14 protein-coding genes are annotated in these 15670 nt (G+C 34.0%); 3 read left to right on the plus strand and 11 right to left on the minus strand.

The features are described from left to right. Positions 1-78 precede the first annotated feature (78 nt). A complete protein-coding gene (locus tag LL966_RS02530) occupies positions 79-1833 on the minus strand; it encodes an ABC transporter ATP-binding protein (RefSeq protein ID WP_229349880.1) in 1755 nt (584 codons plus the stop codon). Positions 1834-1916: 83 nt separating this feature from the next. Next, a complete protein-coding gene (gene truA / locus LL966_RS02535) occupies positions 1917-2651 on the minus strand; it encodes a tRNA pseudouridine(38-40) synthase TruA (protein ID WP_229349882.1) in 735 nt (244 codons plus the stop codon). A gap of 296 nt (positions 2652-2947) precedes the next feature. Here truA and LL966_RS02540 point away from each other — a divergent pair, with 296 nt between their 5' ends. Further along, positions 2948-3442, plus strand: coding sequence for a metallophosphoesterase family protein (locus LL966_RS02540; protein WP_229349885.1), 495 nt, complete (start codon positions 2948-2950; stop codon positions 3440-3442). A gap of 2 nt (positions 3443-3444) precedes the next feature. Here LL966_RS02540 and LL966_RS02545 read toward each other — a convergent pair whose 3' ends face one another. The 3 genes from LL966_RS02545 to LL966_RS02555 form a co-directional block, all read right to left on the minus strand. Next, the gene (locus LL966_RS02545) at positions 3445-4338 is read right to left on the minus strand and encodes a sensor histidine kinase (protein ID WP_229349887.1); all 894 of its coding nucleotides are present in this window, start codon (positions 4336-4338) and stop codon (positions 3445-3447) included. A 10-nt stretch (positions 4339-4348) separates the two neighbouring features. Further along, positions 4349-5008 (minus strand): response regulator transcription factor, encoded by a 660-nt coding sequence (locus tag LL966_RS02550; protein ID WP_229349889.1) that lies wholly within the window; start codon positions 5006-5008, stop codon positions 4349-4351. 127 nt (positions 5009-5135) lie between these two features. Continuing rightward, complete coding sequence (locus LL966_RS02555; protein WP_229349891.1) at positions 5136-5546, minus strand: DUF4293 domain-containing protein; 411 nt, start codon at positions 5544-5546, stop codon at positions 5136-5138. A 183-nt stretch (positions 5547-5729) separates the two neighbouring features. On the opposite strand from LL966_RS02555, the gene rho reads away from it, so the two are divergent. Further along, a complete protein-coding gene (gene rho, locus LL966_RS02560) occupies positions 5730-7589 on the plus strand; it encodes a transcription termination factor Rho (protein ID WP_229349893.1) in 1860 nt (619 codons plus the stop codon). Positions 7590-7761: 172 nt separating this feature from the next. Here the strand turns inward: rho and LL966_RS02565 are convergent, their stop codons facing one another. The 4 genes from LL966_RS02565 to LL966_RS02580 form a co-directional block, all read right to left on the minus strand. Further along, positions 7762-8778, minus strand: coding sequence for a M28 family peptidase (locus LL966_RS02565; protein ID WP_229349895.1), 1017 nt, complete (start codon positions 8776-8778; stop codon positions 7762-7764). 8 nt (positions 8779-8786) lie between these two features. After that, positions 8787-9788 (minus strand): DUF3667 domain-containing protein, encoded by a 1002-nt coding sequence (locus tag LL966_RS02570; RefSeq protein ID WP_229349896.1) that lies wholly within the window; start codon positions 9786-9788, stop codon positions 8787-8789. 47 nt (positions 9789-9835) lie between these two features. Further along, positions 9836-10609: a dienelactone hydrolase family protein gene (locus LL966_RS02575; protein WP_229349898.1), complete on the minus strand. Its 774-nt coding sequence runs from the start codon at positions 10607-10609 to the stop codon at positions 9836-9838. Positions 10610-10717: 108 nt separating this feature from the next. Further along, positions 10718-11170, minus strand: a complete 453-nt coding sequence (locus LL966_RS02580) for an Lrp/AsnC family transcriptional regulator (protein WP_229349900.1) — start codon at positions 11168-11170, stop codon at positions 10718-10720. Between the two features lie 220 nt (positions 11171-11390). Here LL966_RS02580 and rocD point away from each other — a divergent pair, with 220 nt between their 5' ends. Continuing rightward, the gene (gene rocD, locus LL966_RS02585) at positions 11391-12644 is read left to right on the plus strand and encodes an ornithine--oxo-acid transaminase (protein ID WP_229349902.1); all 1254 of its coding nucleotides are present in this window, start codon (positions 11391-11393) and stop codon (positions 12642-12644) included. Positions 12645-12792: 148 nt separating this feature from the next. On the opposite strand, the gene LL966_RS02590 is transcribed toward rocD, so the two are convergent. Together LL966_RS02590 and LL966_RS02595 are read right to left on the minus strand one after the other, a co-directional pair. Further along, positions 12793-14724, minus strand: a complete 1932-nt coding sequence (locus LL966_RS02590) for a family 2A encapsulin nanocompartment cargo protein cysteine desulfurase (RefSeq protein WP_229349904.1) — start codon at positions 14722-14724, stop codon at positions 12793-12795. Further along, positions 14708-15628 (minus strand): family 2A encapsulin nanocompartment shell protein, encoded by a 921-nt coding sequence (locus LL966_RS02595; protein ID WP_229349906.1) that lies wholly within the window; start codon positions 15626-15628, stop codon positions 14708-14710. Before LL966_RS02595 ends, LL966_RS02590 begins: the two co-directional genes overlap by 17 nt. Positions 15629-15670: the final 42 nt, after the last annotated feature.

The following is a 15670-nucleotide window of genomic DNA, read 5'->3' on the forward strand; positions in this document are numbered from 1 at the left end:
CAGTTTTTTAATTTTGAACTAAACGTGAATTTTAGATTAAATTAGCATTATTTTATTGATCAACTTAAGTTTTAAGAACTAATTAGCTACTGAAAATTGAGAGTCATATAAATTTTTATAGTAGCCATCAGTTTTTTGCAACAATTCCTGATGCGTTCCTTGTTCCACAATTAAACCTTTATCCATCACGACAATTTTATCGGCATTTACAATTGTTGCTAGTCTGTGCGCAATAATAATAGAAGTTCTTCCTTTTGTAATCGTCTCAGTCGCGCGCTGAATCATTTCTTCAGAATACGTATCTATCGAAGAAGTCGCTTCATCCAAAATCAAAATACTTGGATTACTTACATAGGAACGTAAAAAGGCAATCAATTGACGCTGTCCAGACGAAAGCATTACGCCTCGTTCTTTTACATCAAAATCGTAATTATTTGGGAGATTCATAATGAAATCATGAACGCCAATTTTCTTCGCTGCGTCAATAACTCTTTCTCTCGTAATTTCTGGATTATGCAAAGTAATGTTATTGTAAATTGTATCAGCAAACAAGAATACATCTTGTAAAACTACAGCAATCTGTTTTCTTAAAGATGCTAATGTATAGTTTTCGATATTTTCTCCGTCAATAGAAATTGTCCCGCCGTTAATTTCGTAAAAGCGATTCAAAAGATTTATAATAGTGGATTTTCCAGCACCAGTAGAACCTACAATAGCAATAGTTTGTCCAGCTGAAACCGATAGATCAATTCCTTTTATGACTTCTTCTTCTGGGATATAACTGAAACGAACGCCTTTGAATTCGATACTTCCGTTAAAAACAGGTGCTTCAATGGTTCCTGTGTCTTGGATGTGATCTTGTGTATCAATAATATCAAAAACACGATTGGCAGCAATCATTCCTAATTGCATCTCGTTAAATTTATCCGCAATTTGTCTCAGCGGATTAAATAGCATTCCGATAAACATGGTGTAAGAGAATAAATCTCCAAAAGTCGTAAAATGATCTCCGTTTAAAATTCTAAATCCACCATAAACGACAACCAGACCTAAAGTTATAGACGAAATAATATCGGCAATCGGGAAAAAGATGGAGTTGTATAAAATCGTTTTTATCCAAGCAACTCGATGTTTATTATTGATGTCTTTAAAGTTTTCAGCTTCGATTTTTTCACGATTAAAAAGCTGTACGATTTTCATTCCCGTCACGCGTTCTTGTACAAAAGAGTTCATGTTGGCAATCTGCGTTCGTACTTCCTCAAAAGCAACCTGCATTTTACGCTGAAAAATTCTTGTTATGTAAACCAGAATTGGCATTGCAATAACAACAATCCAAGTTAGTTTCCAGTTCATGTAAAACATAAAAATTAAGACCACCACCATTTTCATCAAATCGCTTATAATCATAAACAAACCTTGACTGAAAATGCGGGCAATCGATTCGATATCAGAAACGGCACGTGTTACCAATTGCCCTACAGGAACCAGATCAAAATACTTCATTCTAAAACTTAGAATGTGCTTAAAAAGTTTGGTTCGAATGTCTTTTACAATATCTTGCCCAAGCCAGTTCGCCCAATACACAAAATAAAACTGAGAGAAAACTTCCATTAATAAAACTACGCCCATTAAGATGATGTACATCAATAGTCCCATTTTATCATGAGTTTTGATATAGCCATCGACAGTTTCTTTAAGTAAATACGGTCGAAGGGCGGCGAAAATAGAGAGCGAAACGGCAAAAATAATTACGCCGTAGTAACGCCATTTATAAGGCTTTGTATATTTTAAAATTCTTTTAAATAATCCTGTATCGAACGCTTTTGCTTTCATTTGTTTTTTCAAGCTTTAAGCTTTAGGCTTTAAGCAATAGACTTAACGCGGAGCGCTTAAAGCCTACAACTTATAGCTTATAGCTATAAATAATCGTAATAAATATTGGTTAAATATAAACCATCCGCTGGAACCGAAAATCCAGCTTTTTCTCTGCTTTTACTGGCAATAATATCTTCAAAATCTGCCAGCGTAATTTTGTGTAAACCTATGTTAATCAAAGTGCCTACAATTGCCCGAACCATATTTCTTAAAAAACGATTTGCCGAAATAGTAAAAATCAGCTTTCCTTTTTCTTGTTTCCAAAATGCCTCGAAAATCGTGCAATCAAAAGTATTTACATCGGTATTGACTTTCGAAAAACACTGAAAATCGGTGTGTTTCAATAATAATTGCGCTGCTTCGTTCATCAGATCAAAATCTAATTTCTGATTTACATACCAGCTCAATTCCTGTAAAAACGGATTTTTTATGGTATTGATATGATATTCGTAAGTCCTTTTTGTAGCGTCAAATCGACAATGAGCATCATCGTGAACTGGAATAATATTGAAAATCGCAATATCTTTAGGTAAATATGAATTAAGCTTATGAACCAAAACAGGAACTTCCAAAGTCTTTTCAGTGTCAAAATGCCCAAACATTTCAGTAGCGTGAACACCTGTATCGGTTCTACCGGCTCCCATAATACTTATCTGCTCATTTAATAAAACCGAAAAAGCCTTATTTAAAGTTTCTTGTACTGATGAGGCATTAGGCTGTATCTGCCAGCCATGATAATGTGTTCCGTTATAAGCAAATTGAATAAAATATCTCACTTTAGAGGTTCAAAGGTTCAGAGTTGCAAAGGTACGAAAAAAAGTTGCTAAGGTTCTAAGATACTAAGATGCTAAGTTTTTTCTTTTTTTTGTGACAAAGTAACAAAGGTTCAGAGTTGCAGAGGTTTTTTTCTTTGTGTATATCTGTAGAGACGCACAGCAGTGCATCTAAAACCAGATCGAAAATTGGCAAATAATGAATTTTAAAAAACACACGAAAGACGCACTGCGGTGCGTCTCTACAAGAAAACCTTTGTACCTTTGCTTCTCTGAACCTTTGAGCCTTTCTAAAAAAAATGACAAAAATCCTTCTTCTTTCTGATACACATAGTCATATAGACGACACAATTCTAAAATATGTCAATCAAGCTGATGAAGTTTGGCATGCTGGAGATATTGGAGATTTGAATGTTACAGATGCCATTAAAAAACTAAAACCCTTAAGAGCTGTTTATGGAAATATAGACGATGCAAAGGCAAGGATGGAATTTCCTTTGAATAATCGTTTTTCATGCGAAAATGTTTCAGTTTGGATTACTCATATCGGTGGTTATCCTGGAAAATATAATCCTAACGTAAGGGAAGAAATAGCGCTGAACCCACCGAAATTATTCATCTGCGGACATTCGCATATTTTGAAAGTGATGTTTGATAAGAAAAATAATTTATTGCACATGAATCCGGGTGCTGCCGGAAAAAGTGGTTTTCATAAAGTAAGAACCATGCTCCGATTTGTAATTGATGATGATAAAATAAAAGATTTAGAAATTATCGAAATAGGAGCGAAGTAATTTTAATGTGGCAGCGGAATCTGAATTTTTATCTGAGTTCCTGTATTTTCTTTTGAGTTAATGGAAATAGTTCCTTTATATTTTTTGATTCTCGCTCTAATTCGGTTTAAGCCAAAACCTTCTAAATCTTTTGGTTTTTGAGTTTTAAAGCCAATTCCGTCATCTTCAATACGTAAAATCAATTGAGCGTTTTTTTCAATTATTGAAAGTTTAGCTTTTTTTGCTTTACTGTGTTTTATAATGTTGTTAAATAATTCACTAACAATAAAGTAAATTTTCATTTCAAATTTTTCAATATATCTTTTGTTTGTTGGAATAGAACTTGAAAATTCAAAACTAATGGCTGAATTGGAGTTTTTTTCGCATAAATCTTCCAAAGCATAGATTAGCCCAAAACGAACTAAAAGTGAAGGGACTAAATCGTGAGACATGTCCCGTAAAAGCTCATGTGCTTGAGATAAGATCGTTTTAGCCTTAATAATTTCTTCCGATTTAATTTCTTTCTTTACTGTAAAAGTATTTAAGTGCAATCCGGCAGACGAAAGTAAAGAGTTGATATTGTCGTGGAGAAACGAAGCAATTTTTTTTCTTTCTATTTCTTGAGAATCGATACTAGAGTTGATAATGTCGAGAAGTATTTTTTGCTTCGTATCTTTTCGTTTTATTTTTTGTTTCAGCTTATTGTTTTGGTAGATATAATAAAACAGAAGAAAAATAATGATAATCAGAATAATGGATAGACTTACTATTTTTTTTTCTGTTAATTGAATTCCTTCATTGTTCTGATGGTTTAAAGCAGTTTCAGTTTTACTTATGTTTACAGCTTGCTGAGATAAATCAGTCGTTTTGACAGCAAAAGAAAAAAATAGATATAACAGAAAATGAAGACCAAACATAGGACCTGTTTTACGAATTAATCAAATTGTTTTTAAGTGCATATTTTACTAACCCAATTGTGCTTCTGATGTTTAGTTTTCTCATAATGTTTTTGCGGTGTGTTTCTACAGTATGAGAACTGATGAAAAGTTTTTCGCTAATTTCTTTTCCGCTATATTCTAAAGCAATTAATATGATAATTTCAATCTCACGCGGACTCAAAATCGGATTTTCGATTACCGCATTCTGATTCAATTTTGGATTGTCTTTGAAAGTATTAAAAATCTTTTTTCTCACACCGTCACTGAAATATTCCTGACCCTCATAAACAGCTCCAACAGCTTCAATGATATTCTCACCTGCGCAGTTTTTGGTTAAATAGCCTTTTGCACCAAGTTTCATTACCTCTTTAATGATTTTTAGGTCATCATAACTAGACAGGATAATTACTTTACAGGTAGATTTTTTATCTTTAAATTCTTTTAAAGTTTCAATTCCGTCTTTTTTGGGCATACTGATATCCAGAATTAAAACATCAGCCTGATCTGAAATAACATCATTGTAAACAGTAGTTCCGTCAAGAGAACTGCCTGCCACTTCAAAATTTGGAACAGTTTTCAATAAGTTAGAAAGTCCATCAATCAATACTTGATGATCATCTGCAAGATGGATTTTTATTTTTGATGTCATTTTGTTGGAAAACAAATTAAAATACAAAATTATACAAAAATACTTACAATAATTTATTTTGGAGCATAAAAAAACCCGAATAATTAAATCCGGGTTTTCTTCGCACAAATAAATTAAGTTTATAGGTTTACCTCAAACGATCTACAGATTTTACAAGATCTTCATCCTTCTTGATGGCCTTATTAGCTAAAACTAATAACACGATAGCAACAATCGGCATAAACATCCCAATACCTTTCTCAGAGACTTCAGCCTCTCCAGATAAATTTAGTGATCGATATACAAATAATCCTAATAAAATTAAGTTTAATATTATGTTTAGTCTGTTTAACACAAACTGATTTTGTCTCTTCTTAAATGAAATTATACTAATAATGCTAAGCATCGTTGTTAAGCCTAATAAAATAGTATAAAGTTGGTCTTGCATAAAAAAGAAAGGCTTTCCTGCGGCAGTTGTCCATAAAGGAACAAAAAGCATTAAAATGCCCGTTGCAGCAAAAGCTAGAATTAAATATACAGTCTGAATTCTTTGTATCATGGTCTAAAAATGTTTTACAAAAATATATTTTCTTTTTTTAAAATACTATTGTATGATTAAATTTTATTCGTATTATTGCATCATAATACCGTAAGCACTTCATACTGCGGTCAATTCAAATTAATTATCTACCTATTCTTTTTACAGTATTTCCTTTAAAATAATTAAATTCATAGAATATTCATGTTTGATATTTCTGCATTAAAAGAAATGAAGCTTGCTGAGCTTCAAGAAATAGCTAAGTTAGCTAAAACAATAAAGATTAATGGTGTCAAAAAAGAGACTTTAATTAGTCAGATTTTAGCACACCAAGAAAGTACTCTTGCACCTGCAGAAGCTCCTCAGACAGCTGTAGTTTCTGAATCTAAAGAAGAAAAACCAAAACGAGCTAGAATTGCGCCAGCAAAAACTAAAGCAGCAAATACCAAAAATACACCCGTTTTAGAATTTGATAAAGCAGAGGAAACCGTTCAAAAAAACGATACTGCTCAAGCAGCAGAGCCAATTGCAGAAGAGTTACCTACAACAGAAGCACAAGAAAATAAAGCGCCAGCAGTAAAAAAGGATCCGAAAATTGTAAAATTCAATAAGTCGGCATATGAGAAGAAAGTGGCGTTGAAAAAAGAAAAAGTAGCTGTAGAAGAAATACCAGCAGAACAAGTTACAGAGCCAGCATCTTTAGAACAAGCACCATCCGAAACTATTATTTCTGAGCCAGTAGCTGAAACAGCTGAGAAAAGTCCAGTAATTGCTCCGGTAAAAAAGATTAATCCTAATCAGAATAAAAATCCGAACCAAAACCAAAATCAAAACCCGAATCAGAATCAAAATCAAAACGGGAATGGTAACGGAAACGGAAATCATAACAATCAAAATCCTAATCATAAAAATAAAAAAAGCAATAATTTCAGAGATTCAGATTTCGAATTTGATGGAATTATAGAAAGTGAAGGCGTTCTTGAAATGATGCCTGATGGTTACGGATTTTTGCGTTCTTCAGATTATAATTATTTAGCTTCTCCAGATGATATTTATTTATCAACTTCACAAATCAGATTATTCGGTCTTAAAACCGGAGATACTGTAAAAGGTGTGGTTCGTCCTCCAAAAGAAGGCGAGAAGTTTTTTCCTTTGGTTCGTGTATTAAAAATTAATGGCCACGATCCACAAGTGGTGCGCGATAGAGTTTCTTTCGAACACTTAACACCAGTTTTCCCTTCAGAAAAATTTAAATTGGCTGAAAAAGGAAGCTCAGTTTCAACTCGAATTATAGATTTGTTTTCTCCAATTGGTAAAGGACAACGTGGAATGATCGTTGCGCAGCCAAAAACGGGTAAAACAATGCTTTTAAAAGATATTGCAAACGCAATTGCTGCAAATCATCCGGAAGTTTATTTGATCGTTCTTTTGATTGACGAACGTCCTGAGGAGGTTACAGATATGCAGAGAAGTGTTCGTGGTGAAGTTATCGCTTCTACTTTTGATAGAGAGCCACAAGAACACGTAAAAATTGCAAATATAGTATTAGAGAAAGCAAAACGTTTAGTAGAATGTGGTCACGATGTTGTGATTTTATTAGATTCTATTACGCGTTTAGCTAGAGCTTACAACACAGTTCAACCAGCTTCTGGAAAAGTATTAAGTGGAGGTGTTGATGCCAATGCATTACAAAAACCAAAACGTTTCTTCGGAGCAGCTAGAAATGTAGAAAATGGTGGTTCTTTAAGTATAATCGCAACTGCATTGACAGAAACAGGTTCTAAAATGGACGAAGTGATCTTCGAAGAATTTAAAGGAACAGGTAATATGGAACTTCAATTAGATCGTAAGATAGCTAATAAACGTATTTTCCCAGCAATCGATCTTACTTCATCAAGTACACGTCGCGATGATTTATTATTAGACGAAAAAACGTTACAAAGAATGTGGATTATGCGTAAATATCTATCCGATATGAACCCAGTAGAATCAATGGATTTCGTAAACGATCGTTTCAAGAAAACGAAGAATAATGAAGAGTTTTTGATTTCGATGAATGACTAGAGGAAGGGATAAAGGTTTAAAGTAACAAAGTAACAAAGTAACAAAGTTTTTTATCTTTGAGTTAAAATACAATAAAAAAAGGATGAGTTAACAACTCATCCTTTTTTTATTTGTACAGATTATAAACTTTGTCCCTTTGTTACTTTGAACCTTTGTCCCTAATAGTAAGAATCTACTTCTTATCAACTACCGGTCTATTCTCTCTATTGGCTAAATCCCAAGCAAGAACGAAGGCCAGTTTTGTTCTTTTTGTTAAAGCATCGTACTCAATTTTTTCTGGAGTATCATCTTTTCCGTGGTAATCTTCGTGTACACCGTTGAAGAAGAAGATTGATGGAATACCATGTTTGGCAAAGTTGTAGTGATCAGAACGCTCATAAAAATGATTAGGATCTTTAGGGGCATTAAATTTAAAATCCAAGTCCATTTTGATGTATTTCTCATTTTGAGCCACAACAGCATTGTGTAAATCAGATGATAATCTGTCTGCGCCAATTACATATACATAATTATTTGTCTTTGAATGTTCAACATCACGACGTCCAATCATGTCAATGTTGATATCGGCAATGGTATTGGCAATTGGAAATAACGGATTTTCAGAATAAAAACGAGATCCATGTAACCCGTGCTCTTCTCCAGTTACGTGAAGAAACAAAATAGAGCGTTTTGGGCCATGACCTTGTTTTTTAGCTTTAGCGAAAGCTTTTGCCATTTCGATAACCGCCACAGTTCCAGATCCGTCATCATCAGCTCCATTATAAACTTCACCATTTTTAATTCCAACATGATCATAATGCGCAGAAATAACTAAGATTTCATCTGGTTTTTCAGAACCTTCGATGAAAGCCCAAATGTTTTCAGAGTCAGCTAAATTCTCGTTTCTTCGTGCATTTAAGAATGCTGCAGGAATATGCTGGTAATAATCTGAAGCTCCTTTTGGAAAAGATACGCCACTTTTTTTGTATTGTTCAATCATATAAAGACCCGCTTTTTTCTGTCCAGGAGAACCCGTTTCACGACCTTCCATTTCGTCAGAAGCAATTTTGTAAAGCATTTTTTTAAGATCTTTTTCAGAAATCGCATTAACGTATTTTGTTGGATCTGAGTTGTCTTTAGGTGCTGTTGACTGCGCAGTTTTACATGAATACGCAGAAACAACTAATAATAAAAGGAGTAGTTTTTTCATTCCTATAGTTAGTGTAAATTAATAAATGTGTAAAGAACGTAAAAGGTTAGTAAAAAAAGAATAAAAAATGAGTTTATAATGAATAAACAAATGCTTTTAGCAAAGGAAACTATTCTAGATTCGCCATAAAAACGATGATGTGCAGGGAAAAAATAATACAGCATCCAAATCGTTCCAATGAAAGACGTAATTCCGGAAATATAAGACATCGGGCTATTTTCTCCAAAAAGACCAACAAGTCTGTCAATTATAAACATGATGAGAAAAATGAGCAGCAGAAACGAAAAATAATGGAGCGTAAAAATACCATGATCAAAATAGTACCATCTCTTTTTGTTATGAAAAAGCCACAAGAAAAAAGCAAAAAATGGCATTACAATGAATAGGATTTTCGGAAGATTATGAAAAAAAGATTCGATAAATTTTTCAATTATCTCTCTTTTAGTATATTTTTCGGTAACGTGAACGGCTTTTTCATAAAACCAGTAGGTTGTTGTATTAAGCTTTTCACTTTCCTTTCCATATTTCTGAATGGAATCAATTTCTTTCATTGTTTTCAAGTGAAAATAGGATTTGTCTACTGTTTTCGATTTTAAATATGATTTTTCTTTCCAGTTTCCCTTTTCTTTTTTAAGTTCTTTTTCAAAATTAGACGTGATTTCCTGGTCATTTTTCGTTAGATCCTCAGTTATATTACTTGGAAATAATGCAATTAAAAGAAAGGTTATGAAACTTATAAAGATATAAAGACGAACAGGAGCCAGATAAGACAATCTTTTTCCTGAAAGATATTCTTTTGTAAGCGTCGAAGGTTTGAAAAGAAGATTTCGAATTGTTTTCCAAAATGCATTTTCATAATGTGTTAAATCTTCAAAGAAGTGAATAAACAAATGATGAAAAGTTTTTCGGCTGTCGGTGTTTTCTTGTCCGCAGTTTGGACAGAATTTTTGTTCTACAACGTGCCTGCAGTTCAAACAGGTTTTATCTTCTCTAATTTTGCTATGTGACATTGAGCTGGTTGATTAATTTGTTTTTGGTTGGGTTGAGTTATATGGTATTATTTTTTTAGAACTTCATTTAAGAAAAGCTGTAAATGCTCAAAAGATCTTTTAGCTGCAACAGGATTGTAAGCTGCGCCTTTAGAATTATCGCTTCCAGCTTCTGGATTGGTAAACGAGTGAACGGAATTAGCATAATAAATCATTTGCCAGTCTGCTTTAGAATCGCGCATTTCTTGCTGAAAAGAAGTAATTTCATCTTTAGAAACAAACGGATCATCGGCTCCGTGGCAAATTAAAACTTTTGTAGAAATAGCTTCAGTTTTTCTGCTAGCATCTTTACCTAAACCGCCGTGAAACGATGCAACTCCTTTAAGGTTTAAATGACCTCTGGCAGCTTCTAAAACTCCTGTTCCTCCAAAACAATATCCAATTGCAACAATGTTATCGGCGTTGGCTCCAGATTTTACCAATTCTTTTAAAGCGGCGTCAATACGTTTTTGATAGGCTTCGTAATTCGTTTTATAAAAACCAGCTTGTTTTCCAGCTTCACCCGTATTTTTAGGATAGTTTCCTTCTCCATAAATATCAGCTATAAATACATGGTATCCTAGTTTAGATAAATTTTCTGCTATTCCTTTAGAAGCATTATCAATTCCGAGCCATGCTGGCAGAAGTAAGATTCCGGGATTGTTAGCGCTTTTTTTAGCAGATTTTATAAATAAGCCGTTTAATTGCTGGCTGCCTTCAGTGTATTTTACAGGTTTTAATTGTGCGTTCATAAGGTTGGAAAATAAGATTGCACTGAATAAAATTAGAGCTGTGTTTTTCATAATTCGACAATTTTTAACAAATATCAGAAATAATATGTTACAAAAAAACCTCACAAGTAAATTCTTGTGAGGTTTGTAACGAATATTGTATTGTAAGAATAAATATATTTATAGTGATATATTCCTTTTGAAAGCACAGCCCAATTCTACAATCGAATCAGTCTTTGCAATTCCTGGAATTCCATCGATTTTTTCATAAAGAATACGACGCATATGTTCGTGATTTTTGGCAATTATTTTAATGTACAAAGTAAAAGATCCTGTTACATAATAACATTCCGTGATTTCAGGAATTTGTTTTAATGCTTCGATAATTCGATCAGAATCAGAATCTTTGTTTAAGGTAATTCCAGTAAAAGAAGCCCAGTCGTAACCAATTTTCTTTTCTTGAATAATAGGCTTAATTCCGCCAATTACACCTTGTTCAATCATTCTATTAATGCGCTGATGCACCATGGTATTAGATATTTTCAAATTAGCTGCGATCGCAGAAAAAGCCATTCTGCCGTCTTTTTCTAATTCCTTAATAATACTAATATCAAATTCGTCTAATAATTCCATTCAATAATACTCTTTAAAAATCTGTTGTTGCTGATTTATAAAAGTAATTCTTTTTTTTAATAATCAATCATAAAAGAAACTTTCTAATAAATTAAATATGTTTTTTAATAGGTTTTAAATGTGTTTTTTGACTTAATAATCGTTATTTTTAGGTCAAAATATTTATTTTGAATAAAATTAAATTTATTTTTAATATTTTTGTCAAAATAAAAAGCAGATTATGATTAGTACAGAAAAAGCACTTTCATCAAAATCAGAAGTTTTGATTGAAAAAGAGAATAAATATGGAGCTCATAATTACCATCCGCTTCCAGTAGTTTTAGAGCGTGGAGAAGGAGTTTATGTATGGGATGTTGACGGTAAAAAATATTATGACTTTTTATCAGCTTATTCTGCTGTAAATCAAGGTCACTGCCATCCAAAAATTGTGGGTGCAATGGTAGAACAAGCTCAAAAACTGACTTTGACTTCTCGTGCTTTTTACAATGATAAATTAGGAAATTACGAAGAATACGTAACCGAATATTTTGGTTTTGATAAAGTGCTACCAATGAATACTGGTGCAGAGGCAGTTGAAACAGCGCTTAAAGTTTGTAGAAAATGGGCTTATGAAGTAAAAGGAATTCCAGAAAATCAGGCGCAGGTTATTGTTTGCGAGAATAATTTTCACGGAAGAACCACTACAATCATTTCATTTTCAAATGATGAAACTGCTCGTAAAAACTTCGGACCTTTTACTGATGGTTTTATTAAAATTGAATATGATAATTTAGAAGCGCTTGAAAATGCTTTAAATTCATCTAAAAATATTGCTGGATTCTTGGTTGAACCAATTCAAGGTGAAGCGGGAGTTTATGTGCCTTCAGAAGGTTATTTAGCTAAAGCTAAAGCGCTTTGCGAAAAACACAATGTACTTTTTATTGCAGATGAGGTTCAGACCGGAATTGCACGTACAGGAAAACTATTAGCTGTTCATCACGAAAATGTACAGCCTGATATTTTAATTTTAGGAAAAGCGATTTCTGGCGGAGTTTATCCAGTTTCGGCTGTTTTGTGTAATGATGAAATTATGAATGTGATTAAACCAGGACAACACGGATCTACTTTTGGTGGAAATCCTGTTGCAGCGGCTGTAGCGATTGCAGCTCTTGAAGTAATTAAAGATGAAAAACTGGCTGAAAATGCGGAACGTTTAGGAATTATTTTAAGAGATGGTTTAAATAAAATCGCCGAAAAAAATAACTTAATTACGCTGGTTCGCGGAAAAGGACTTCTAAACGCAATCGTAATCAACACAGATGAAGATTCTGACTTGGCTTGGGAAATCTGTCTAAAATTCAGAGACAACGGATTATTGGCAAAACCAACTCACGGAAATAAAATTAGATTAGCGCCGCCTTTGGTAATGACGGAAGATCAAGTTAAAGAATGTTTAGAGATTATCGAGAAATCTTTGAATGAGTTCAGAAATTAATTATTTCTGCTTAACTTTAATCATATAAAAAGGCGACTGTAATTAAACAATCGCCTTCTGGTTATAATTACTTAAAATATCAAAAAAAGTAACTATTTCTTAATGAGTCAATGTTTTTAAAGCATTGACTCATTTTTATTTTAGAATTTTAGAATTTAACCTTTTTCAATTCCCATAAGGTTTTAATAAAAGTATCGACATCCTGAGTTGTATTGTAAAATGCTAACGAAGGACGAACTGTAGTTTCGACTCCCATTCTGCGTAAAATAGGCTGAGCACAATGATGACCCGTTCTTACTGCAACGCCTTCTTTGTTTAAAGCTTGTCCAACTTGATCATTGGAATAGCCTTGAAGATTAAAAGACAATACGCTCGCTTTATCTTTTGCAGTTCCAATTAATCGTACACCCGAAATTTCTTTTAAAAGTCTCGTAGCATATTCTAATAAATAATGCTCGTACTGACCAATCGCTTCAATTCCTAATTTGGTTACATAATCAATTGCTGCGCCAAGACCGATTGCATCGGCTATATTTCCTGTTCCAGCTTCAAAACGATTGGGTGCTTTGTGGTATTTTATTTCCTCAAAAGTTACGTCCTGAATCATATTTCCGCCAGATTGATACGGCTGCATTTCGTTCAATAAATCTTCTTTTCCGTATAAAGCGCCAATTCCAGTTGGACCAAATAATTTATGTCCAGAGAAAACTAGCCAATCTGGATTCAGATGTTGAACATCCACTTTCATGTGTGAAACCGATTGTGCGCCGTCAATCAAGACTTTTGCGCCGGCAGCGTGAGCCATTTCAACTATTTTTTTGGCAGGCGTAACCGTTCCTAATGCATTCGAAACTTGTGTAAAAGCAACCAAACGTGTTTTAGAATTGAGCAGTTTTGCATATTCATCCAACAAAATCTGACCGTCATCATCAACAGGAATTACTCTTAATTTCAATCCTTTTTTATCAGCAAGACGTTTCCAAGGAACAATATTGGCGTGATGTTCCAGATTACTGACAATGATTTCATCGCCGGAATTTAAATTCTGTTCGCCCCAAGTTGAAGCGACTAGATTTATTCCTTCTGTTGCGCCTCTTACAAAAACAATTTCGTTTACAGAACTAGCATTCAAAAAAGCTTTTACTTTCTCTCTTGCTGCTTCGTATGCATCAGATGCGCGAGCTGCTAATTCGTGTGCCGCGCGGTGAATATTCGAATTTTCATGTTCGTAGAAATACGCAATTCTATCAATAACCGATTGCGGTTTTTGTGTTGTTGCCGCATTATCAAACCAAACAAGAGGTTTTCCGTTTACGGTTTCTCTTAGAATTGGGAAATCCTTTTTTACTAATTCTGCATTGAAATGGTGTCCTTTATAAAGATTAATTTCTTTAGCATCAAAAGAATTTCCAACAACGATATCTGTGCTTCTTCTATCAAAAGCAAACGGATTCTGTTCTAAAAAATAATACGATGCTCCTGAATCATTTCCGTTAAACGGATTATCATCTCGTTTTTTAAATTGAGTATCAACAGAAGCCAAAGCCGCTTGTAATTCAATTTCAAAAGAAGAATTTTGTGTTTGAAATGGCAGATATTGATTATTCAACAACAACGAAGAAAAAATAGATTCTTCACTAAGCTGCGGACTTCCATTATTCAAATTAATATCATGAAATCCCGTATGTGGATCGTTGATATTTAAATCATGATTTTCCTGAACTCCCGAAGATGAATTTTTGCTCTGCGGATCAAATCCTGCTCCAGCATTTGGGTACAATGCAGAAGCTCCCGTATTTCCGTAATTTAATACAGAAGGAGAAACGCCAAATCCGCTAAAGGAATGCTGTGCTGGCTGTACATTCGACGGAATTGCCAACGGATGCTGATCTAACGGATCAACATGTCCTGTCTGCAATATCGTTTCTGCAATCTTTGTCGCACGCGGATGTTCGGCTTTGTCTGGACTTAACGAAATTTCTTTTGGAAACTCGTTAGGCAGCGCCTTGAACAACTCGTTTGCTAAATTTTGCAAATCGTCGATGTTGGGTAAACCGTTGTTGTTAATATTTGTACTCATGATACTTTCCTATTTCTACGTCTTCTAAAACGGCAATAGCATCATCTACTAAAATAGCCAAAGAGCAGTAAAGCGAAACCAAATACGAAGCAATCGCTTTTTCATTAATTCCCATAAAACGAACAGATAATCCCGGAGATTGTTCGCCTTGTAATCCAGGTTGAATTAATCCGATAACACCTTGACGGCTTTCGCCAGTTCTTAAAAGAATAATTTTTGATTTTCCTTTTACAATTGGCAGTTTATCCGAAGGAATAAGCGGAATTCCTCTCCAAGTTAAAAACTGAGATCCGAATAAAGAAATTGTTGGAGGCGGAACTCCACGGCGAGTACATTCGCGGCCAAAAGCAGCGATTGCTAAAGGATGTAATAAAAAGAAACCAGGTTCTTTCCAAACTTTAGTCAGTAATTCGTCCAAATCATCTGGAGTTGGTGCGCCAGTTCTGGTTTTGATAATTTGAGACGGTGCAACATTGCTTAATAAACCGTAATCTTTATTGTTTATTAATTCGCTTTCCTGACGTTCTTTAATCGTTTCGATAGCCAAACGAAGTTGTTCTGAAATTTGATTATAAGGCTTGCTGTATAAATCAGAAACACGTGTATGAACATCTACAATCGTTTGTACGGCAGCAAGATTGTATTCTCTTGGGTTTTCTACATAATCAACAAAAGTATTGGGTAAAACTCTCTCGTCTCGAGCAGAACAATCCACTTCAATATGATTAGCGTTTTTAACTTTGTTTAAACGAAATACACCCGATTCTACTGGTGTCCAGTGTAATAAATGCGTTAGCCATCTCGGTGTAACGGTTCCAATTTGAGGGACTGTACGTGTTGCAATTGCGAGTTGTCTTGCTGCAACATCGCCTAATGCGGTCTGTTGTGGTTTAGTTTCTGCCATTTTTTTTGGGTTTTAATAGGGTTATAATTTATTTTTCTGACA

Origin of the sequence: Flavobacterium chungbukense, assembly GCF_020805785.1 — a bacterium.
In the GTDB taxonomy this organism is placed as follows: domain Bacteria; phylum Bacteroidota; class Bacteroidia; order Flavobacteriales; family Flavobacteriaceae; genus Flavobacterium; species Flavobacterium chungbukense.

What these genes read in the sequence shown, in the direction of transcription:
- LL966_RS02540 (WP_229349885.1), top strand. Translation starts at nt 2,948, where the DNA reads ATGACAAAAATCCTTCTTCTTTCTGATACACATAGTCATATAGACGAC.
- LL966_RS02530 (WP_229349880.1), bottom strand. Translation starts at nt 1,833, where the DNA reads ATGAAAGCAAAAGCGTTCGATACAGGATTATTTAAAAGAATTTTAAAA.
- rho (WP_229349893.1), top strand. Translation starts at nt 5,730, where the DNA reads ATGTTTGATATTTCTGCATTAAAAGAAATGAAGCTTGCTGAGCTTCAA.
- LL966_RS02590 (WP_229349904.1), bottom strand. Translation starts at nt 14,724, where the DNA reads ATGAGTACAAATATTAACAACAACGGTTTACCCAACATCGACGATTTG.
- rocD (WP_229349902.1), top strand. Translation starts at nt 11,391, where the DNA reads ATGATTAGTACAGAAAAAGCACTTTCATCAAAATCAGAAGTTTTGATT.
- LL966_RS02550 (WP_229349889.1), bottom strand. Translation starts at nt 5,008, where the DNA reads ATGACATCAAAAATAAAAATCCATCTTGCAGATGATCATCAAGTATTG.
- LL966_RS02565 (WP_229349895.1), bottom strand. Translation starts at nt 8,778, where the DNA reads ATGAAAAAACTACTCCTTTTATTATTAGTTGTTTCTGCGTATTCATGT.
- LL966_RS02575 (WP_229349898.1), bottom strand. Translation starts at nt 10,609, where the DNA reads ATGAAAAACACAGCTCTAATTTTATTCAGTGCAATCTTATTTTCCAAC.
- LL966_RS02570 (WP_229349896.1), bottom strand. Translation starts at nt 9,788, where the DNA reads ATGTCACATAGCAAAATTAGAGAAGATAAAACCTGTTTGAACTGCAGG.
- LL966_RS02580 (WP_229349900.1), bottom strand. Translation starts at nt 11,170, where the DNA reads ATGGAATTATTAGACGAATTTGATATTAGTATTATTAAGGAATTAGAA.
- LL966_RS02545 (WP_229349887.1), bottom strand. Translation starts at nt 4,338, where the DNA reads ATGTTTGGTCTTCATTTTCTGTTATATCTATTTTTTTCTTTTGCTGTC.
- LL966_RS02555 (WP_229349891.1), bottom strand. Translation starts at nt 5,546, where the DNA reads ATGATACAAAGAATTCAGACTGTATATTTAATTCTAGCTTTTGCTGCA.
- LL966_RS02595 (WP_229349906.1), bottom strand. Translation starts at nt 15,628, where the DNA reads ATGGCAGAAACTAAACCACAACAGACCGCATTAGGCGATGTTGCAGCA.